Source organism: Rhizobium sp. 57MFTsu3.2, assembly GCF_012932765.1.
Taxonomy (GTDB): Bacteria; Pseudomonadota; Alphaproteobacteria; order Rhizobiales; family Rhizobiaceae; genus Rhizobium; species Rhizobium altiplani.
Map to the genome: position 1 here is coordinate 85,336 of NZ_JDWI01000020.1, position 17,945 is coordinate 103,280.

The 17,945-nt window shown below is 61.7% G+C and carries 19 protein-coding genes and 1 pseudogene; 11 read left to right on the top strand and 9 right to left on the bottom strand.

All coding sequences use genetic code 11. The annotated features are described in order from the left end of the window. Positions 1-20: 20 nt before the first annotated feature. Together xdhA and xdhB are read left to right on the top strand one after the other, a co-directional pair. Positions 21-1,487: a xanthine dehydrogenase small subunit gene (gene xdhA / locus AF71_RS20325; RefSeq protein ID WP_169682795.1), complete on the top strand. Its 1,467-nt coding sequence runs from the start codon at positions 21-23 to the stop codon at positions 1,485-1,487. After that, entirely contained in the window at positions 1,487-3,826 is a 2,340-nt protein-coding gene (gene xdhB / locus AF71_RS20330) for a xanthine dehydrogenase molybdopterin binding subunit (protein WP_169682797.1), read from the top strand. Before xdhA ends, xdhB begins: the two co-directional genes overlap by 1 nt. Before the next feature lie 48 nt (positions 3,827-3,874). Here the strand turns inward: xdhB and AF71_RS20335 are convergent, their stop codons facing one another. Continuing rightward, positions 3,875-4,078 carry a hypothetical protein gene (locus AF71_RS20335; protein WP_018857534.1) on the bottom strand — a complete coding sequence of 68 codons (204 nt, stop codon included), beginning with the start codon at positions 4,076-4,078 and terminating at the stop codon, positions 3,875-3,877. A gap of 101 nt (positions 4,079-4,179) precedes the next feature. Between AF71_RS20335 and AF71_RS20340 the strand changes: the two genes are divergently transcribed. Beyond that, positions 4,180-5,085 (top strand): LysR substrate-binding domain-containing protein, encoded by a 906-nt coding sequence (locus tag AF71_RS20340; RefSeq protein ID WP_018857533.1) that lies wholly within the window; start codon positions 4,180-4,182, stop codon positions 5,083-5,085. On the opposite strand, the gene AF71_RS20345 is transcribed toward AF71_RS20340, so the two are convergent. Then, on the bottom strand, positions 5,082-5,414 hold the full coding sequence (locus tag AF71_RS20345; RefSeq protein WP_018857532.1) for a hypothetical protein: 333 nt from the start codon (positions 5,412-5,414) through the stop codon (positions 5,082-5,084). The genes AF71_RS20340 and AF71_RS20345 overlap by 4 nt on opposite strands. Before the next feature lie 778 nt (positions 5,415-6,192). On the opposite strand from AF71_RS20345, the gene puuD reads away from it, so the two are divergent. From puuD to guaD, 3 genes are read left to right on the top strand one after another with little or no spacing between them, the layout of a single operon-like run. Further along, positions 6,193-7,431: a urate hydroxylase PuuD gene (gene puuD, locus AF71_RS20350; RefSeq protein ID WP_018857529.1), complete on the top strand. Its 1,239-nt coding sequence runs from the start codon at positions 6,193-6,195 to the stop codon at positions 7,429-7,431. Then, a complete protein-coding gene (locus tag AF71_RS20355) occupies positions 7,428-7,859 on the top strand; it encodes a hypothetical protein (RefSeq protein ID WP_169682800.1) in 432 nt (143 codons plus the stop codon). Before puuD ends, AF71_RS20355 begins: the two co-directional genes overlap by 4 nt. 44 nt (positions 7,860-7,903) lie before the next feature. Next, positions 7,904-9,211, top strand: a complete 1,308-nt coding sequence (guaD, locus tag AF71_RS20360; RefSeq protein ID WP_018857527.1) for a guanine deaminase — start codon at positions 7,904-7,906, stop codon at positions 9,209-9,211. A 56-nt stretch (positions 9,212-9,267) separates the two neighbouring features. Here the strand turns inward: guaD and AF71_RS20365 are convergent, their stop codons facing one another. Next, entirely contained in the window at positions 9,268-10,161 is an 894-nt protein-coding gene (locus AF71_RS20365) for a LysR family transcriptional regulator (RefSeq protein WP_025660448.1), read from the bottom strand. Between the two features lie 123 nt (positions 10,162-10,284). Here AF71_RS20365 and AF71_RS20370 point away from each other — a divergent pair, with 123 nt between their 5' ends. From AF71_RS20370 to AF71_RS20380, 3 genes and pseudogenes are all read left to right on the top strand, one after another. Next, the gene (locus AF71_RS20370; protein WP_018857525.1) at positions 10,285-10,680 is read left to right on the top strand and encodes a cupin domain-containing protein; all 396 of its coding nucleotides are present in this window, start codon (positions 10,285-10,287) and stop codon (positions 10,678-10,680) included. A gap of 14 nt (positions 10,681-10,694) precedes the next feature. After that, a complete protein-coding gene (locus tag AF71_RS20375; RefSeq protein ID WP_169682802.1) occupies positions 10,695-11,684 on the top strand; it encodes an aldo/keto reductase in 990 nt (329 codons plus the stop codon). Positions 11,685-11,708: 24 nt separating this feature from the next. Beyond that, positions 11,709-12,451: pseudogene (locus tag AF71_RS20380) on the top strand (SDR family oxidoreductase). Between the two features lie 74 nt (positions 12,452-12,525). On the opposite strand, the gene AF71_RS20385 reads toward AF71_RS20380, so the two are convergent. Next, positions 12,526-13,377: a LysR family transcriptional regulator gene (locus AF71_RS20385; RefSeq protein ID WP_018857523.1), complete on the bottom strand. Its 852-nt coding sequence runs from the start codon at positions 13,375-13,377 to the stop codon at positions 12,526-12,528. A gap of 97 nt (positions 13,378-13,474) precedes the next feature. On the opposite strand from AF71_RS20385, the gene AF71_RS20390 reads away from it, so the two are divergent. Both AF71_RS20390 and AF71_RS20395 read left to right on the top strand, forming a co-directional pair. Next, on the top strand, positions 13,475-14,443 hold the full coding sequence (locus AF71_RS20390) for a quinone oxidoreductase (protein ID WP_113471113.1): 969 nt from the start codon (positions 13,475-13,477) through the stop codon (positions 14,441-14,443). A 76-nt stretch (positions 14,444-14,519) separates the two neighbouring features. Further along, a complete protein-coding gene (locus AF71_RS20395; RefSeq protein WP_018857521.1) occupies positions 14,520-15,662 on the top strand; it encodes an alpha-hydroxy acid oxidase in 1,143 nt (380 codons plus the stop codon). Between the two features lie 9 nt (positions 15,663-15,671). Here AF71_RS20395 and AF71_RS20400 read toward each other — a convergent pair whose 3' ends face one another. The 5 genes from AF71_RS20400 to AF71_RS20420 are packed head-to-tail and all read right to left on the bottom strand — an operon-like array spanning position 15,672 to position 17,926. Beyond that, positions 15,672-16,412 (bottom strand): metallophosphoesterase family protein, encoded by a 741-nt coding sequence (locus AF71_RS20400; RefSeq protein WP_026371823.1) that lies wholly within the window; start codon positions 16,410-16,412, stop codon positions 15,672-15,674. A 3-nt stretch (positions 16,413-16,415) separates the two neighbouring features. Next, positions 16,416-16,772, bottom strand: a complete 357-nt coding sequence (gene uraH, locus AF71_RS20405) for a hydroxyisourate hydrolase (protein WP_018857519.1) — start codon at positions 16,770-16,772, stop codon at positions 16,416-16,418. Further along, a complete protein-coding gene (locus AF71_RS20410; RefSeq protein WP_018857518.1) occupies positions 16,769-17,269 on the bottom strand; it encodes an ureidoglycolate lyase in 501 nt (166 codons plus the stop codon). Before AF71_RS20410 ends, uraH begins: the two co-directional genes overlap by 4 nt. A gap of 4 nt (positions 17,270-17,273) precedes the next feature. After that, complete coding sequence (locus AF71_RS20415; protein ID WP_018857517.1) at positions 17,274-17,636, bottom strand: HepT-like ribonuclease domain-containing protein; 363 nt, start codon at positions 17,634-17,636, stop codon at positions 17,274-17,276. Continuing rightward, on the bottom strand, positions 17,633-17,926 hold the full coding sequence (locus tag AF71_RS20420) for a nucleotidyltransferase family protein (RefSeq protein ID WP_026371822.1): 294 nt from the start codon (positions 17,924-17,926) through the stop codon (positions 17,633-17,635). Before AF71_RS20420 ends, AF71_RS20415 begins: the two co-directional genes overlap by 4 nt. Between the last annotated feature and the right edge of the window lie 19 nt (positions 17,927-17,945).

Below are 17,945 nucleotides of genomic sequence, written 5' to 3' on the forward strand. Positions count from 1 at the left end.
GATAAAAACCAGGGAACAATATGAACGACAGCATCCGCTTCATCCTGAATGGCGAGGACATCACGCTTGGCGATGTCCGGCCGACCGAGACGCTTCTCGATTATCTCCGGTTGAAGCGCCGGCTGACCGGCACGAAGGAAGGATGCGCGGAGGGCGATTGCGGCGCCTGCACCGTCCTTGTCGGACGGCTGATAGACGGCAAGCTACACTATGAGTCCGTCAACGCCTGCATTCGCTTCATGGGGTCGCTGAACGCCACCCATGTCGTCACTGTCGAGCATGTGGCCGCCAAGGACGGCACGCTTCATCCGGTACAGCAGGCGATGGTCGATTGCCATGGGTCGCAATGCGGCTTTTGCACGCCGGGCTTCATCATGTCGATGTATGGCCTCTGGCTTTCCAACGACAAGCCGAGCCGCGCAGACATCGAAAAGGCACTGCAAGGCAATCTCTGTCGTTGCACCGGCTATGAGCCGATCGTGAAGGCGGCCGAGCAGGTGAGCCACACCCGCCCGAGCGCGCTCTTTGATCCGCTGGAGAAAACCCGCTCCGAGATCATCTCGCGCCTCTGGGCGATGCGGAACAGTGAGACCGTCACGATCACCACGGCGGAGGGCCGACTGATTCTGCCAGGATCACTGGACGCGCTGGCCCGTGTGCTGTCCGAAGAGCCGAACGCCACGATCGTCGCCGGATCGACCGACGTGGGCCTCTGGGTAACCAAGCAGATGCGTGTCCTGGACCCCGTCGTCTTCATCAACCATCTGACCGATCTGCAGTCGATCACCGCTGGCGACGGCGGCTTCACGATCGGCGCGGGTGTCACCTACAGCCGCGCCTTCGAGACTATCGCCGGTAAGGTTCCGACGCTTGGCCGCCTCATCAACCGCATCGGCGGCGATCAGGTGCGCAACATGGGTACTATCGGTGGCAATATCGCGAATGGTTCGCCGATCGGCGATATGCCACCACCGTTGATTGCCCTTGGAGCGACGGTGAAGCTGCGCTCCCTGGCCGGAACGCGCATGCTGCGGCTGGAAGATTTCTTCATCGACTACGGCAAGCAGGATCGGCGCCCCGGCGAATTCGTCGAGAGCATTTTCGTGCCCTACCCGGCAGAAGAAACCCAGTTTGCGGTCTACAAGATCACCAAGCGCCGCGATGAAGACATCACGGCGGTTCTCGGCGCCTTCTATCTGACGCTGGACGGCGAAGGCGACGTTAACGACATCCGCATCGCCTTCGGCGGCATGGCCGCAACGCCGAAGCGTGCGCGCAACGTCGAGAATGCGCTTATGGGCCGGCCATGGAACGAACAAACGATCGAAGAAGTGCGTGCAGAGTTCGACGCCGACTTCCAACCGCTGAGCGATTGGCGCGCAACGGCCGAGTATCGTCAGTTGACGACGAAGAACCTGTTGACGCGCTTCTTCCTGGAAACATCCGGCGCACCAGCTGAGCTCCACCGCTTCGAGGAGGTGGCATAATGGACAAGTCGACTTTCGCCGATCCCAAATTCATCATCAACGGCGCGATGCACGATGCCTTGCGCCACGATTCCGCGCACAAGCATGTGACCGGATCGGCCGACTACATCGACGACCTTCCGGAGCCCGCCGGCCTGTTGCACGGCGCACTCGGCCTGTCCGACCGGGCGCACGCCGAAATCGTCAGCATGGATCTCTCGGAGGTCGAAGCGACGCCCGGCGTTGTCTGGGTTCTCACCGGCAAGGACGTTCCCGGCGCCAATGATGTCAGTTCCAACGGTAGCCACGACGAGCCGCTGCTCGCCGAGAAGAAGGTCGAATTCCACAACCAGCCGATCTTCGCCGTCATCGCCGAGACGCGCGAGATTGCCCGGCGGGCCGCCCGCAAGGCGAAGATCGAGTATCGCGACCTGCCGCATTGGAGCGATATTGACGGTGCGCTCGAGAACGGCAGCCCACTCGTCATCACGCCAATGACCCTGCAGCGCGGCGATGCGAAGGCGAAAATGGAAAATGCCCCGCGCCGGCTGAATGGCCAGATGCGGATCGGCGGCCAGGAGCACTTTTATCTGGAAAGCCATATCGCCGTGGCCATCCCCGGCGAGGACGACGACGTTGTCATCTGGTCGTCCACCCAGCATCCGAGCGAAATCCAGCATATCGTCGGTCACGTGCTGAATATTCCGTCGAATGCCATCACCGTCAATGTCCGCCGGATGGGCGGCGGTTTCGGCGGCAAGGAAACCCAGGGCAACCAGTTCGCGGCCCTGGCAGCGATCGCCGCCAAGAAACTGAAGCGTGCCATCAAGTTCCGACCTGATCGCGATGAGGACATGACGGCCACCGGCAAGCGCCATGACTTCCTTGTCGACTACGAACTCGGCTTCGATGATGACGGCCGCATTTACGCGGTCGACGCGACCTATGCGGCGCGCTGCGGCTTTTCTTCCGACCTTTCAGGCCCGGTCACGGACCGCGCTCTTTTTCATGCGGATTCCAGCTACTTCTATCCGCATGTTCATCTAAGCTCGAAACCGCTGAAGACCCATACAGTCTCCAACACTGCCTTTCGCGGCTTCGGCGGACCGCAGGGCATGCTCGGGGCCGAGCGCTTCATCGAAGAGATCGCCTATGCGATCGGAAAGGACCCGCTGGAGATCCGCAAGCTGAATTTCTACGGCCAGCCCGGCTCTGGCCGCACACTGACGCCTTACCACCAGGAAGTCGAAGACAACATCCTCGAACGCATCGTTGGCGAACTGGAAGAAGGCGCTGAGTACCAGGCGCGCCGCAACGCCATCATCGAGTTCAACCGCAATAGCCGCTACATCCGCAAGGGCATTGCCCTGACGCCGGTGAAGTTCGGCATCTCCTTCACCATGACCGCCTTCAACCAGGCGGGCGCGCTCGTGCATGTCTATCAGGATGGCTCGATCCATCTGAACCACGGCGGCACGGAGATGGGCCAGGGTCTTTACACCAAGGTCGCGCAGGTGCTGGCCGACAGTTTCCAGGTCGATATCGAGCATGTGAAGATCACGGCGACGACAACAGGCAAGGTGCCGAACACCTCGGCGACGGCAGCCTCCTCGGGTTCCGACCTGAACGGCATGGCCGCCTACGATGCCGCGCGCCAGATCAAGGAACGGCTAGTCGCCTTTGCCGCCGACAAGTGGGGCGTCCCTCCAACGGACGTCGTCTTCCTGCCAAACCGCGTGCGCGTTGGCGACAAGGAGTTCGCATTTGCGGATTTCGTCAAGCAGGCATACCTCGCCCGCGTCCAGCTTTCGGCTGCCGGTTTCTACAAGACCCCGAAGATCCACTGGGATCGGGCCGCCGGCCGCGGCACGCCCTTCTACTACTATTCCTATGGCGCAGCCTGCTCGGAGGTATCGATTGATACACTGACGGGCGAATACCTCATCGACCGCACCGATATCCTGCACGACGTCGGGCGTTCTCTGAACCCGGCGATCGACATCGGACAAGTCGAGGGCGCCTTCGTGCAGGGCATGGGTTGGTTGACGACGGAAGAATTGTGGTGGGATGAAAAGGGCCGGCTGCGCACGCACGCACCATCAACCTACAAGATTCCGCTCGCCTCTGACCGACCGAAGGTCTTCAACGTACGGCTTGCCGAATGGTCGGAGAATGCCGAGCACACGATCGGCCGCTCCAAGGCAGTCGGCGAACCGCCTTTCATGCTGGCGATTTCGGTGCTCGAGGCCATTTCGATGGCTGTCGCCAGCGTCGCAAATTACAAAGTCTGCCCGAAGCTCGATGCACCGGCAACGCCCGAGCGGGTGCTGATGGCCGTCGAGCGGATGAAGAGGGCCTGACATGACGGGCAGCACGTCGCGGTGCTGCCATCGTTCCCATCCCGGGCCCTACCGCCAGAACTCCCTGTCGTAGCGCGGCTCGCGTCCATCCATGAAACCAAGGTCGCGCTTCACGCGATCCGGCATACCCTCAAGCTCCAACCTGTCCCATTCCGAAAGCCGGCGCAGCAGCCTTCGGCCAAAGCCGGAGAGCCAACTGGAAGTCCCGGCAGCCCTTGCATGGCTCTCTTGTTCGATAACGGCGCAATCCATAACTTCACCTCAATAATCTGATCCGTTGAGTTGCAGATTGCGCCAATAAATGCTGCAATTCCAATCGAACAATCGTCGGACCACATAAAGAGAACTTATCCATGAAGCTGTCGAAGCAGTTTCCGTTGAACGCCCTGCGGGTCTTCGAGGCGGTCGCGCGGCTCGGCAGTTTTACGCGCGCGGGCGAAGAACTCGGCATGACTCAGACTGCCGTGAGCTACCAGATAAAGCTGCTGGAGGAGAATGTCGGCGAGCCGCTGTTCCTGCGTCGTCCACGTCACATCAGTCTGACCGAGACTGGAGAACGGCTGGCTCCACAGGTCACAGAAGCCTTCGAAATGCTGCAACTCGCGATGGCCGAGGCACGCGGCGAAACGGAGGTAACGCTACAGATCACCTGCCTGGCGACATTCGCGTCCCAATGGCTTGCGCGTAAGCTCGGCAATTTTCAGCTCGCCAATCCGAATATCGCCGTACGGCTCAGCACTTCGGATTCGCTGGTCGATTTCGGCCGCGAAGCGGTCGATGTCGGCATACGCTCAGGCAGGGGCGAGTGGCCCGGCCTGCGGGCGGACAAACTGATGGACGTCTACTTCACGCCTATGCTGAGCCCGGCACTCGCGGAAAGCATTGGCGGCATTCATGAGCCCGCCGACCTATTGAAGCTTCGGATTTTCGATCCCACTGATCCTTGGTGGCACCAATGGCTGGACGCAGCTGGTGTACCGATTCCCAGCCTCGAGAAGCGAAGCACAAGCTTCTACGGCGCTCAGGCCTATGAGGCCGCGGCTGCCGTCGCCGGCCAGGGTGTCGCGATCCTGACGCCCGACTTCTATCCGGAAGAGCTTGCAAGCGGGAAGCTGATCCGCCCATTCGAACTGCAATGCACCGATGGCCGAGGCTATTGGCTCGCCTATCCGGAGAACCGTCGCAACGTCCCCAAGATCAAGGCATTCCGAAATTGGATTCTTGCGGAAATGAACGCCGCCGGGATCGACGGCAGCTAATAGCCCATCTGTGGCGCGTAGAAACAGCGCGGCGTATCCTCGTTCGGGAACAGGCAGAGATGGTAGTCGCCATCGCCCGAACGCATCGCCTTGCCCATGGGAAGAAGGAACACATGCGCATGCGTGACAAGCCGGTGATCCCCCGGCAGCAGCGTCACTCGATAGCCGTGCGGCGTGATCGCTACGCTCTTTGGTGGGATCATCTGGCAGTCGCCGGTCTCGCTGTCACCATTGCAACAGAACGGCTCATAGCTCCAGCCCGACGGCGCATCATGCGCGTAAGCACAGGATGCGAATGCAATCATCACACACACAAGAATGCTGCGCATGGGCATCATCTCCGTTGATGAAAGCGCCGCCGGGACGAAGCGGTTTCCACCTCAGCCCGACGGCCTCAAAATGAAATTGTAATCGAAACGTGACATTTCAAGCCACTTTCCATGCTGCACAGCGGCGCTGACAGCCCCCTTTGTTCGGGGCGCCGTACCATTTCGCGCGCCCACCTCTCGACAGCCGGCAAGCGGTCTCTAGAGTGCCGAGCGTCGCCGGCACAGAGAGCATCCAATGAAAAAACGTCGACATGTTGGCCTAGTATGCTTTGTCTCGATGCCGCTCGCGCTGCATGCCCAGGAGCGCAGGCTTCAGGTAGAGGATCTGATGGCGATCGACGTCGGCGAGGTCCGCAAGGTGAGCAGCCCGGAAAACGGCGTTGATATGGTTTATGTATTGCAGCCTTATCAGGATCGGATTTTCTTCGCGTTCGAGGGCCGGGACAGGTCAACGAGACACTCGACACGATCGGTTACAAGGGCGACGAAGGCAGTTGGGCGGTGCTGTCCATCACCGGCTCCCACGTCGACATGCTCCGGGTAGGTCGCTCCCGCAACCTTGATCTCCTCAACGAACATGAAGGGAACCACCTGGCTCTACCGGCAGGTTTCGAGCCTCGAGCGTGCGCGGACGGATCGCACGCCGCCTTTTCAAAAGTTCGTTACCGTGATCGGCTCTACGTTATTCTCGGCAATAGCTCCGAGTAACCGCAATCCTCTTTCCTCCGGGCGCGTCTTTCTGCAAAGTGACGAGTCGAGGGAAGAACAGGGGAACTCTATGTATGAATATGCCATAGCGTGGGAATGGTTGGCTTTTGCGGCCCGCTGGTTTCACGTCATTACCGCGATTGCGTGGATCGGCTCGTCCTTTTATTTCATTGCGCTCGACCTCGGCCTAGTGAAGCGGCCGCACCTTCCGCCCGGCGCCTATGGCGAGGAATGGCAGGTTCACGGCGGCGGCTTCTATCACATCCAGAAGTATCTGGTGGCGCCCGCGCAGATGCCCGAGCACCTGACCTGGTTCAAATACGAAAGCTATTTTACCTGGCTCTCCGGCTTCCTGATGCTCTGCATCGTCTACTATGGCGGCGCCGATCTCTTCCTCATCGACCGCCATGTGCTCGACATTACCGCTCCGGTCGCGATCCTGATCTCGCTCGCCTCGCTTGCGGTTGGCTGGGTCATCTACGACCTCTTGTGCAAGTCGCCGCTCGGCAAGAACACCTGGGGCTTGATGGCGGTTCTCTACGCCGTGATCGTCTTCATGGGCTGGGGCTACACGCAGCTCTTTACCGGCCGCGCCGCCTTCCTGCATCTCGGCGCCTTTACGGCAACGATCATGTCGGCCAACGTTTTCATGATCATCATCCCGAACCAGAAGATCGTCGTCGCCGACCTGATCGCCGGGCGCACGCCCGATGCCAAGTACGGCGCGATCGCCAAGCAGCGCTCACTCCACAACAACTACCTGACGCTGCCCGTGATCTTCTTCATGCTGTCGAACCACTATCCGCTGGCCTTCGGCACCGCCTATAACTGGGTAATCGCCGCCCTCGTCTTCCTGATGGGCGTCACCATCCGCCACTGGTTCAACACGACGCATGCGAGGAAGGGCCGCCCGACCTGGACCTGGATCGTCACCGTGATCCTTTTCATCCTGATCATGTGGCTGTCCACGGTGCCGCAGGTGCTAACCGGCGAGAAGGATGCGCAAGCGGTTGCCCCCGCCTTTCAGCAATTCGCCGGCGACCCGCATTTCCCCGCGGTCAAGCAGCTTGTCGGCACGCGCTGTTCCATGTGCCATGCCGCCGAACCGGTTTATGAAGGGCTAGCGCGGCCGCCAAAGGACGTCGTCCTCGAAACCGATGCGGAAATTGCCGCTCATGCGCGCGAGATCTATATACAGGCGGGCCGCAGCCACGCCATGCCGCCCGGCAACGTTACCGATATCACCCCGGATGAGCGCAAGCTGCTCGTCGCCTGGTTCGAAAGCGCAGTCGAAGGCAAACAGGAATGATCTCAGCCGCCCTTCGCGCCCTGCTCCTCGCCGCCACCCTGACCGCCTGCGGGCAGAGCGGAGCGAATGCTTCGGGATCGGAGGGCGGCGCGGCACCAGCCGCTGGCAATTTTTCCGGCGATCTGAACGCCCTTGGCACCGAGCCCTTCTGGGCGATCAAGATCCGCACCGACGGGCTCACGTTCAGCCGTCCAGGTATCGAGGACGTCAAAAGCGCCAACTCCGGTCCGGTCATCGAGAACGATCGCGCCACGTGGACGATCGCCGACGGGCCGGCACCCTTCAAGCTGACGCTGACCAAAGGGGATTGCTCAGACGGCATGTCCGATCGTCACTACACGCTGAACGCGGTTCTGGCATTCGGAGACAAGACCATGTACGGCTGCGCCGACACTCCGGCGGCCATTGCCGCCCAGCCGGCGCCCTGACGCCAACGGCGCAACAAGAAGACAATCGACAGAGACAGAAAGCCATGACACATACCCTCCTCCGCGGCCGCCTGCTTTCCTTCCTGCGCGCACCCCAAGATCTTGGCGATAGTGGAAGCTATCTCTACGAAAGCGACGGCGCCCTCCTGATCAAGGATGGCCTGATCGTTGCCTGCGGCGCATATGACAAGGTGAGCCCGCACGCCCCCGCCGATGCCGTAACCGTCGACCATCGTCCTCATCTGATCATGCCTGGCTTCATCGACATGCACCTGCATTTCCCGCAGATGCAGGTCATTGCCTCCTATGCGGCAAACCTGCTGGAATGGCTGAACACTTATACTTTCCCCGAGGAATGCCGCTTCGTCGAAAGCGATCACGCCCAGCGCATCGCCACGCATTTCTACGATGAGCTCGTGCGCCACGGCACGACGACGGCCGTCGCCTACTGCTCCGTCCACAAGACCTCCGCCGACGCCTTTTTCGCAGAAGCGCTGAGGCGCAGCATGCGCATGATCGGCGGCAAGGTGATGATGGACCGCAACGCCCCGCAGGGGCTGCTCGACACACCTCAGATGGGCTATGACGAGACCCGCCAGATCATCGCGGACTGGCACGGCAAGGCGCGCTGCCACGTCGCCATCACCCCGCGCTTCGCGATTACCTCGACGCCCGCACAGATGGAGGCCACCCAGGCGCTTGCCCGCGAGTTTCCCGACCTCCACATCCAGACCCACCTCTCCGAGAACCACGACGAGATCAAGTTCACCTGCGAGCTTTATCCCGAGGCGATCGACTACACCGACATCTACGCGCGCTACGGCCTGCTCGGCGACAAGACGCTCTTCGGCCACTGCATCCATCTTTCGGATCGCGAGGCCGATGCGATGAGCGAAGCAGGCTCGGTCGCGGTGCATTGCCCGACGTCGAACCTCTTCCTCGGCTCGGGTCTTTTCCCGCTGAAGGCGCTTGCGCGCCGCGAAAAGCCGGTGCGCATCGGGGTCGCGACCGACATTGGCGGCGGCTCCAGCTATTCGATGCTGCGCACGATGGACGAGGCCTACAAGATCCAGCAGCTGCTCGGCGAACGCCTGAACCCGTTGGAGAGCTACTATCACATAACATTGGGCAACGCCCGGTCACTGTCCCTTGCCGACAGGATCGGTACGCTCGATGTCGGCTCCGACGCCGATATCGTCGTCCTCAACGCCGCCGCAACGCCCGCCATGGCGCTCAAGATGGAGGTCGTGAAGACGCTGCCGGAAGAACTCTTCCTGCTGCAAACCATGGGCGACGACCGCGCGATCGTGGAGACCTATGTGGCAGGCGTCGCCGCCAAGAGTGCGATCTGAGATCTGCCCGTTGAGGTCGGCATCCGTCCGCAGCGAGCAGGCGAATTTCGTATGCCTCACCCCCGGTAGCGAAGCGCATTGACCAGCAGGGCGAAGGCCGGCGACGTCTGCCGGCTGCTCGGATAATAGAGATGATATCCGGGGAACGGCGCACACCAATCCTCAAGGACGCGAACGAGCCGTCCATCGGACAGTGGCTGCCACACCAGCGCCTCCGGCATAAACGCCAGACCGAGGCCAGAAAGCGCTGCGTTCAGCCGTAACTGCGCGTTGTTGAACACCAACTGCCCCTCCACCCGCACCTTTACCTCTCGCCCTTCTTTCTCGAACTCCCAGGCATAGACCCCGCCATAGGTCGGCAGGCGCAGGTTGATGCAGTTGTGGTCGGTGAGTTCGGCAGGCGCCTGCGGCTTGAGCTGCCGGTCGAAATAGGCAGGCGCTCCGACGACAGCCATCCGCATGTCCGGCCCGATGCGCACAGCGATCATGTCCTTCGCCACCTGCTCGCCAAGGCGGACGCCGGCGTCATAGCGCTCGGCGACGATGTCGGTCAGCCCGTAGTCGACGATGATCTCGACATTGATATCGGGATAATCAGGCAACAGCCTCTCCAGCGCGGGCCAGAGTATGGCGTCAGCGGCGTGCTCTCCCGCCGTGATGCGGATCGTACCCGCCGGCTTCTCGCGAAATTCGCTGAGCGCAGCCAACTCGCTCTCGATCTCATCGAAACGCGGCCCGATCGAGCTCAGCAGACGCTCGCCTGCCTCCGTCGGCGACACGCTGCGTGTCGTGCGCGTCAGCAGCCGCAGGCCGAGGCGTGTTTCAAGGCCGCGGACGGTATGGCTGAGCGCCGATTGCGACACGCCGAGCTTGGCCGCGGCCTTCGTGAAGCTTCTCTCCCGCGCCACGGCCAGAAAGGCGATGAGGTCGTTGATCGATTGCCGCGTCATTCATGAATCTCACTCATAAGCTTATGCCGTTTATACCATCTAATCGCAGGAAAGCATCCGCACTAGATCTTCTTCCGAACGTCGGCCGAGCAGCACGCTCCTGAGCTCACGAAAGGACGAAAGATGAAAATCAAGCGAAACGGCTCCGATCCATCCGCCAAGGGACCGGCGGATTATTTCACTGGGACGGTCCGCATCGATGCGCCGTTCAACGGGGCGGCGCCAGCACGCGTCGGCGGTGCAACGGTGACCTTCGAGCCCGGCGCCCGCACCGCCTGGCACACCCATCCGCTCGGTCAGACGCTGATCGTCCTCTCCGGTACCGGCCGCGCACAGCGTGACGGCGGACCTGTGGAAGAAATTCGCGCCGGCGACATCATCTGGTTCGAACCGGGCGAAAAGCACTGGCACGGCGCATCCGCGACAACAGCCATGACCCACATCGCGATCGCCGAAGCCCTCGACGGCAAGGTGGTCGACTGGATGGAAACGGTCACCGACGAACAATACCAGGGCTAGGAAAGGGAAATTCCATGCAGAAGCGCACACTCGGAAAAAGCGGCCTCGAAGTCTCCGCGCTCGGCCTCGGATGCATGGGCATAAGCTATGGCTACGGCCCGGCAATGGACACCGCGGACGCGATCAAGTTAATCCGCGCCGCCTTCGAACGCGGCGTCACCTTCTTCGACACCGCGGAAGCCTACGGTCCCTACAAGAACGAGACCCTGCTTGGCGAGGCGCTGGCGCCATTCCGCGACAAGGTCGTCATCGCCACCAAGTTCGGCTTCAACTTCGGCCCGGATGGCGGCCAGAGCGGCATGAACAGCCGCCCTGCTCATATCAGAGAGGTTGCCGATGCGGCGCTGAAGCGCCTCAACACCGACGTGATCGACCTCTTCTACCAGCACCGCGTCGATCCTGACGTGCCGATCGAGGATGTCGCCGGCACGGTCAGGGACCTGATCAGCGAAGGCAAGGTCAAGCACTTCGGCCTTTCGGAAGCCGGCGCCAGGACGATCCGCCGCGCGCATGCAGTGCAGCCGGTCGCCGCGCTGCAGAGCGAATATTCGCTGTGGTGGCGCGAGCCAGAACAGGACATCCTGCCGACGCTCGAGGAGCTTGGCATCGGCTTCGTTCCGTTCAGCCCGCTCGGCAAGGGCTTCCTGACCGGCGCGATCAATGAGACGACCACCTTCGACAGCAAGGATTTCCGCAACGTCGTTCCGCGCTTTTCCGCCGAAGCCCGCAAGGCCAATCAAGCGCTCGTCGATCGCCTCGGCGAGATCGCCCGCGACAAGGGCGCGACCCCGGCACAGATCGCGCTTGCCTGGCTGCTGGCCCGCAAGCCCTGGATCGTTCCGATCCCCGGAACGACAAAGATGCACCGTCTGGAAGAGAACATCAGCGCCGCTGCCGCGCAGCTGACGGCGGAAAACCTTGCCGCCATCGAAACCGCGCTCGCCGGCATAAAGGTCGAGGGTGACCGCTATCCGGCACACCTACAGGCAAGGGTCGACCGCTGAGCGGTGACCAAGCGAAGGGAAAGGATCTGTCATGACTACAGTATCAAGGACAAGGTCGTCGTGATCACCGGCGCGAGCAGCGGCCTTGGTGAAGCGGCGGCCAGACACCTGGCGCGAGACGGCGCCAAACTCGTTCTCGGCGCCCGGCGTCTCGACCGGCTGAATGCGATCGCCGACGAACTCGGCCTCGGCAGCGACGCCGTCGTCGAGACCGACGTAACTAAGGTCGGTCAGGTCAAACGCCTGGTCGACCACGCCGTTCGGCTGCATGGCCGCGTCGACGTCATCATCAACAATGCCGGCCTGATGCCGCACTCTCCGCTGGAGCGCGGCAAGGTCGAGGATTGGGACCGCATGATCGACGTCAACCTCAAGGGCGTGCTCTACGGCATTGCCGCAGCGCTGCCCTATATGAAGCAGCAGAAGAGTGGCCATGTCATCAACGTCTCGTCGGTCGCCGGCCACAAGGTCAATCCGGGCGGCGCCGTTTATGCCGCGACCAAGCATGGCGTGCGCATCATTTCCGAAGGGCTGCGGCAGGAGGTAAAGCCCTTCAACATCCGCACGACGATCATCTCGCCGGGCGCCGTTGCGACCGAGCTGCCCGACAGCATCACTGAACCTGACGTCGCCGAGCGCGTCCGCAAGGTCTACGCAATGGCGATCCCGGCCGACTCTTTCGCGAGTATGGTTGCCTTCGCCATGAGCCAGCCGGAGGATGTCGACGTCAACGAGATCCTGTCAGGCCGACCAAGCAAGAATATTGACTAGGGGCGGCCGGCTCAGGCCGCCTCTTAGCCCCAACCACCTGCGCTATTGCCCACGGAAATGCCCGCAGCTGCTAGCCGGACCACGGAATCGACTTCAGCGCCTCCATCACAACCCGGATGATCGGCACGTTGCGGATGTCGGCATGGACGACGAGCCAGAACTCCCGAGTCAGCGGCTGCCGCTGAGGAATAGCCTCGACGAGATCATCACGACCCGCCAGCATGAAATTTGGCAGCATGGCGATGCCGCCGCCAGCGCGCGCCGCCGCCAGCTGGAATTCCAGCGTCGTTGCCCTTAGTGCCACCTTCCTTCCCTCAGTCGCGTCGGCGAGCCGGATCGACTGCGGTGCGCTCGCCATCGTTTCATCGTAGGCGATGAAAGTCCGCTGTTCCTCCAACGTCGCGGCCAGATAGGCAGCCGTGGCATAGAAGCCGAAGCCGACATTCCCAAGCTTGCTGATGACGAAATTGCCCTGTTCCGGCTTCGTCATGCGGACCGCAATATCCGCCTCCCGCCTGTCGAGTGACGCATAGCGGGTCTCGCCGACGATGGTGATACCAATATCTGGGTGGCGGGCTCGCAAGGCGACCAGCGCTGCCGGCAACATTGCAGCCGCGAGCGTCGGTGGCGCGCTGATCCTGACCTCGCCGGCAAGCGTCGCGCCGGCCGCAAGCCCCAAGCGTTCGATGGCCTGCGCCTCCTGCCCCATCCGCTCCGCCATGCCCGCCACCCGCTCGCCCTCCGGCGTCAGCACGATGCGCCGACCGCGCCGGTCGACCAGCTTCACACCCATCTGCTCCTCGAGCCCGGCCACTCGACGGGCAACTGTCGCGTGCTCCACTCCGAGGGCGCGCGCAGCTCCGAGCAACGTTCCGGCACGAGCGAGCGCCGCGAAGTAGCGAAGGTTTTCCCAATCGATCATTGTTCATTTTTTCCCATGCAATGAGAAACGATAGGGAATTTTCGACCATAACGCCATGGGCGATGATGGCTGCAGCAGCAATCGGAGAGCACGTTTCATGGATAAGGCCGTTACGCTTCTCGCACCAGGAGGCATCGAGCAACTACAGGTATCAGAACAGCAGCCGCAGGAGCCTGGCGCAAACGAGATCCGCATCCGTCACGACGCGATCGGTATGAATTTCCTCGATATCTACCACCGTCGCGGGCTCTACGCCCTGCCGGCCTATCCCGCCGTACTCGGGGTCGAGGGAGCAGGCACTGTCGAAGCCGTTGGAAGCGCCGTCACGAGACTGAAACCCGGCGATCGCGTAGCCTATGCCGGCGCGCCTGTCGGCGCCTATGCCGCGACAAGGCTCTTGCCGGCGGCCCGCGCCGTTCTCCTGCCCGATGGCGTACCTTCAAAGGTTGCGGCCGCGTCCATGCTCAAGGGGCTGACAGCGTACATGCTCTTGACGAAGACCTATCGCGTCGAGCCCGGAACGACCGTTCTCATTCATGCCGCCGCCGGCGGGCTTGGAAGTATTCTCGTGCGGTGGGCAAAGTATCTCGGCGCTACAGTCATCGGAACCGTGAGTTCGGAGGAGAAGGCCGATCTCGCCCGCAGCTACGGTGCGGACCATCTGATCATCGGCCGAGACGCAGATGTCGTCGCCGCAGTGAAGCGGTTGACGGACAGCCGCGGCGTCGATGTCGCGTATGACGGCATCGGGGGCGGCATGCTGGCAAAATCCATAGCGGCCGTTCGTCCCTTCGGTGTCGTCGCCACAATCGGACAGGCCGGCGGGCCGATCCCGCCTGTCTCAGTTGATGAGCTTCGCCCCGGAAAATCGCTGACACATCCCAGCGTCATGGCTTACATCACGGACACTGCAGCCTACCTGACGGCAGCTGAAGCCGTGGTCGGAATGCTGGCTTCAGGCATAACGTCGACAATTGCCCGCGAATACCCTCTAGAGGCGGCTGCGGAAGCCCAGCAATTCCTTGAGGAAGGACGGGCGGCAGGCAGCCTGATTCTTGTCCCATAGGCGACGAAAGAGATACACAAAGCCTCGGAAATCATGTTAAGGGCCATGGCGTTATTCAGATGTGAAAGTCTTATCCATGGCCACTCCTCTCACAATCGCCGACCTCAAGAGCCTCGCCCAGCGCCGCGTCCCGAAGATGTTTTTCGACTATGCGGATTCGGGTGCCTGGACGGAGTCGACCTACCAGGCGAACGAGAGCGATTTTGCCAAGATCAAGCTGCGCCAGCGCGTCCTCGTCGACATGACGAACCGGACACTTGAAACGACCATGATCGGCCAGAAAGTGTCGATGCCAGTGGCGCTCGCCCCGACTGGCATGACTGGCATGCAGCACGCAGACGGCGAAATGCTGGCAGCCCGTGCTGCGGAAGAAGCCGGCGTTCCCTTCACGCTGTCGACGATGAGCATCTGCTCGATCGAGGATGTCGCCTCGGTTACCACCAGGCCATTCTGGTTCCAGCTCTACGTGATGCGCGACAAGGATTTCGTGCTCAACCTGATCAACCGCGCCAAGGCGGCGAAGTGCTCGGCTCTCGTATTGACCGCTGACCTGCAGATCCTCGGCCAGCGCCACAAGGACCTGCGCAACGGTCTCTCCGCCCCGCCGAAGTTCACGCCGAAGCACATCTGGCAGATGGCGACACGCCCCTTCTGGTGCCTCGACATGCTGCAGACCAAGCGCCGCAGCTTCGGCAACATCGTCGGCCACGCCAAGAATGTTTCCGATCTCTCGTCGCTCTCCTCCTGGACCGCCGAACAGTTCGACCCGCAGCTCTCCTGGGCCGACGTCGCCTGGATCAAGGAGCAGTGGGGCGGCCCGCTGATCATCAAGGGCATCTGCGACGTCGAGGACGCCAAGGCAGCAGCAGAAACAGGCGCCGACGCCATCATCGTTTCCAACCATGGTGGTCGCCAGCTCGACGGCGCCCCCTCTTCGATCAGCATGCTGGAGCCAATCGTCGATGCGGTCGGCCACAAGATCGAAGTGCATCTCGACGGCGGCATCCGCTCCGGCCAGGACGTGTTGAAGGCAGTCGCCCTCGGCGCCAAGGGCACCTATATCGGCCGCCCCTTCCTTTACGGCCTCGGCGCCATGGGTAAGGACGGCGTTACACTCGCGCTCAGCATCCTCCGCAAGGAGATGGACATCACCATGGCGCTCTGCGGCAAGCGCGACATCAACGACGTCAATTCTTCCATACTGCTCGGTCGGCAGTAAGAAAAGAAGCTACGGCATCCAACCGGTCGCGAGCGCGCCTGCCCAATCCGGGCGGGCGTTTTCATTTGCGAGGCGCGACATGGCCATGTAGTCGTAGGCGACCGTGCGGAAGGCAGGGAGCCAGCCGGTCTCGCCCTTTTCCAGGATACAATAGGACGCCAGCGGGTGGCCGGTCTCGACCTTGTGGTAATGCGGTCGATCGTCGTCATAGGCCGGGCAGCCGACGCTGCCGGGATTGACGATCAGCCTGTCATCGCTGAGGCGAACCAGTCGCGGGATATGGCTATGGCCACAGAGGATCAGCGGGAAATCCGCGCCCGTGGCCAACGCCTCGATCTCTGCAAGCGGCTTCAGGAAGACATGGCCTTCCGTAGACACGGATTCCAGCCAATAGGTGCTGTCGTTCGCAGGCGTCGCGTGGCAAAGGTAGACCTCGCTCCGATAAACGGCGCTCGTCGGCAGGCCGCGCAACCATTGCAGGTCGTCCGCCGTCAGCTGATCAAACGCTGCCGTGTCCGAAAGATGCATGGCCTCGCGCCGCTGTTCGATCAGATAGCGATCGTGATTGCCGCGGACGGTTAGCATGTCTCGCTCCCGCAGAAGCTCCGCAGTTCGCCCTGCCGTCAGCGGGCCGCTGAAACAATCGCCGAGATTGACGATCTCGGTAACGCCCTGCGCCGCGATATCGGCCAGCACCGCCTCGAGCGCCAGATGGTTGCCGTGTACATCCGCGATCGCCGCAAACCGCATCACCTAGCTACCGCGATAGGTCGAATAGCCGTAAGGCGAGATCAACAAGGGCACGTGGTAATGCGCGGTGACGTCGGCAATACCGAAGCGGATGGGCACGAGATCCAGAAAGGCCGGGTGTGGCAGAGCAATACCCTCGGCGCGCAGATAGTCTCCGGCATGAAAGACGAGTTCATAAGTCCCCGCCTTGAAGCTATCGCCGATCAGGATCGGCCCGCCGTCGACGCGGCCGTCGGAATTGGTCTTGACCGTCTTCATATGGCGACGGACCTCTCCTTCAAGGTGAAAGAGATCGATCCGCAATCCCTCGGCCGGCTTGCCGGACGCGGTATCTAGTACGTGGGTGGTCAGTCCGGTCATAGGCTCGGCTCGCTGATGATGAAGGGCCTTTCGAAGAAGTATTCTTCCAGATTGTTGCCGGGTCCCTCGCGGTCGACAACAAGGAAATCGCTTACGGCGCCAAGCGACATCAACGGGTGGTGCCAGGTATTGCGGCGATAGTTCACGCCCTGATCGCCCCGCGCCAGAAACACCCGCGGACGACCGGGCTTGCCGCCCTCGTCCTCGGAGACGACGACGAGATAGGGGCGGCCGGAGATAGGCGAAAAACTCTGGCTGCCGAACGGATGCCGCTCCATCATGTCAACTTCATAGGGAAAGTGGCGCGGCTGGCCGCGAAACAGGTTGATGATGACACGCGCGCCCTCGCCTGCCGCTTCGGCAGCGGCAAGCGCATGGAAGCGCTCGGTCGTTCCGTTGTTGATATAGCGCATCGTTACCGGATCGGCTTCGATGATATCACCGAAGGGCGCAAAGGCGGATTTGGTCAGCGGAACAATATCGAGGATTTGAGACATGTCTTTATTCGCCTTCGGCACGCCAATTGCGCACGAGGTCAAGTCTGTAGAGCAGGTCGGGAACATCGTCTTTCGCGGTCGCCCAAATCTTGTCGAGATCGATGTCGAAATAGCCATGAGCAATACGATTGCGCATGCCTCGCATCGCGCCCCAAGGGAACTCGGGGTGCTCTACCATAAACTCGGGATGGATCTTTATGAGTTGTGCAGCGATCTCCGAAGCCATCAGGAGGCTCATTCCGACCGCCCGCTGAAGGATGATATCAGCCAGAAAGTGCTCCTTACTGACATCGGTGACCATTTGATGGGCATCGGTAGCGGCTTGCCGCATGCGCTCCAGCAGGTAGGAAATTCGCTCGAGGCTCATATGGGCTTCGCTTCCGAAAGGACACGGATACGCACGGGTTCGGGAAAGTCGCCGGGCGTCAGCAGATGGATGGACGTACCCAGCATCATCTGTTCCAGTGCGTCCTGCAAGCCGCCCAGCGTCAACAATGTGCTGCCCGGCAGCGCATCCACCAGAATATCCAGATCGCTGCCCGGCCGGTCCTCGCCGCGCGCCACGGAGCCGAAGACACGTGGGTTCGCCGCGTTGAAGCGCTTCGTCACTTCGCGGATCGCCTGCCTGTTCTTCTCCAGCACTTCGGATGGCCTCATGGCGCAACTATAAGTCACG

Excerpts from the sequence above, each read along its gene's own strand:
- xdhA (WP_169682795.1), top strand. The coding sequence starts at position 21 with ATGAACGACAGCATCCGCTTCATCCTGAATGGCGAGGACATCACGCTT.
- xdhB (WP_169682797.1), top strand. The coding sequence starts at position 1,487 with ATGGACAAGTCGACTTTCGCCGATCCCAAATTCATCATCAACGGCGCG.
- AF71_RS20335 (WP_018857534.1), bottom strand. The coding sequence starts at position 4,078 with ATGGATTGCGCCGTTATCGAACAAGAGAGCCATGCAAGGGCTGCCGGG.
- AF71_RS20340 (WP_018857533.1), top strand. The coding sequence starts at position 4,180 with ATGAAGCTGTCGAAGCAGTTTCCGTTGAACGCCCTGCGGGTCTTCGAG.
- AF71_RS20345 (WP_018857532.1), bottom strand. The coding sequence starts at position 5,414 with ATGCGCAGCATTCTTGTGTGTGTGATGATTGCATTCGCATCCTGTGCT.
- puuD (WP_018857529.1), top strand. The coding sequence starts at position 6,193 with ATGTATGAATATGCCATAGCGTGGGAATGGTTGGCTTTTGCGGCCCGC.
- AF71_RS20355 (WP_169682800.1), top strand. The coding sequence starts at position 7,428 with ATGATCTCAGCCGCCCTTCGCGCCCTGCTCCTCGCCGCCACCCTGACC.
- guaD (WP_018857527.1), top strand. The coding sequence starts at position 7,904 with ATGACACATACCCTCCTCCGCGGCCGCCTGCTTTCCTTCCTGCGCGCA.
- AF71_RS20365 (WP_025660448.1), bottom strand. The coding sequence starts at position 10,161 with ATGACGCGGCAATCGATCAACGACCTCATCGCCTTTCTGGCCGTGGCG.
- AF71_RS20370 (WP_018857525.1), top strand. The coding sequence starts at position 10,285 with ATGAAAATCAAGCGAAACGGCTCCGATCCATCCGCCAAGGGACCGGCG.
- AF71_RS20375 (WP_169682802.1), top strand. The coding sequence starts at position 10,695 with ATGCAGAAGCGCACACTCGGAAAAAGCGGCCTCGAAGTCTCCGCGCTC.
- AF71_RS20385 (WP_018857523.1), bottom strand. The coding sequence starts at position 13,377 with ATGATCGATTGGGAAAACCTTCGCTACTTCGCGGCGCTCGCTCGTGCC.
- AF71_RS20390 (WP_113471113.1), top strand. The coding sequence starts at position 13,475 with ATGGATAAGGCCGTTACGCTTCTCGCACCAGGAGGCATCGAGCAACTA.
- AF71_RS20395 (WP_018857521.1), top strand. The coding sequence starts at position 14,520 with ATGGCCACTCCTCTCACAATCGCCGACCTCAAGAGCCTCGCCCAGCGC.
- AF71_RS20400 (WP_026371823.1), bottom strand. The coding sequence starts at position 16,412 with ATGCGGTTTGCGGCGATCGCGGATGTACACGGCAACCATCTGGCGCTC.
- uraH (WP_018857519.1), bottom strand. The coding sequence starts at position 16,772 with ATGACCGGACTGACCACCCACGTACTAGATACCGCGTCCGGCAAGCCG.
- AF71_RS20410 (WP_018857518.1), bottom strand. The coding sequence starts at position 17,269 with ATGTCTCAAATCCTCGATATTGTTCCGCTGACCAAATCCGCCTTTGCG.
- AF71_RS20415 (WP_018857517.1), bottom strand. The coding sequence starts at position 17,636 with ATGAGCCTCGAGCGAATTTCCTACCTGCTGGAGCGCATGCGGCAAGCC.
- AF71_RS20420 (WP_026371822.1), bottom strand. The coding sequence starts at position 17,926 with ATGAGGCCATCCGAAGTGCTGGAGAAGAACAGGCAGGCGATCCGCGAA.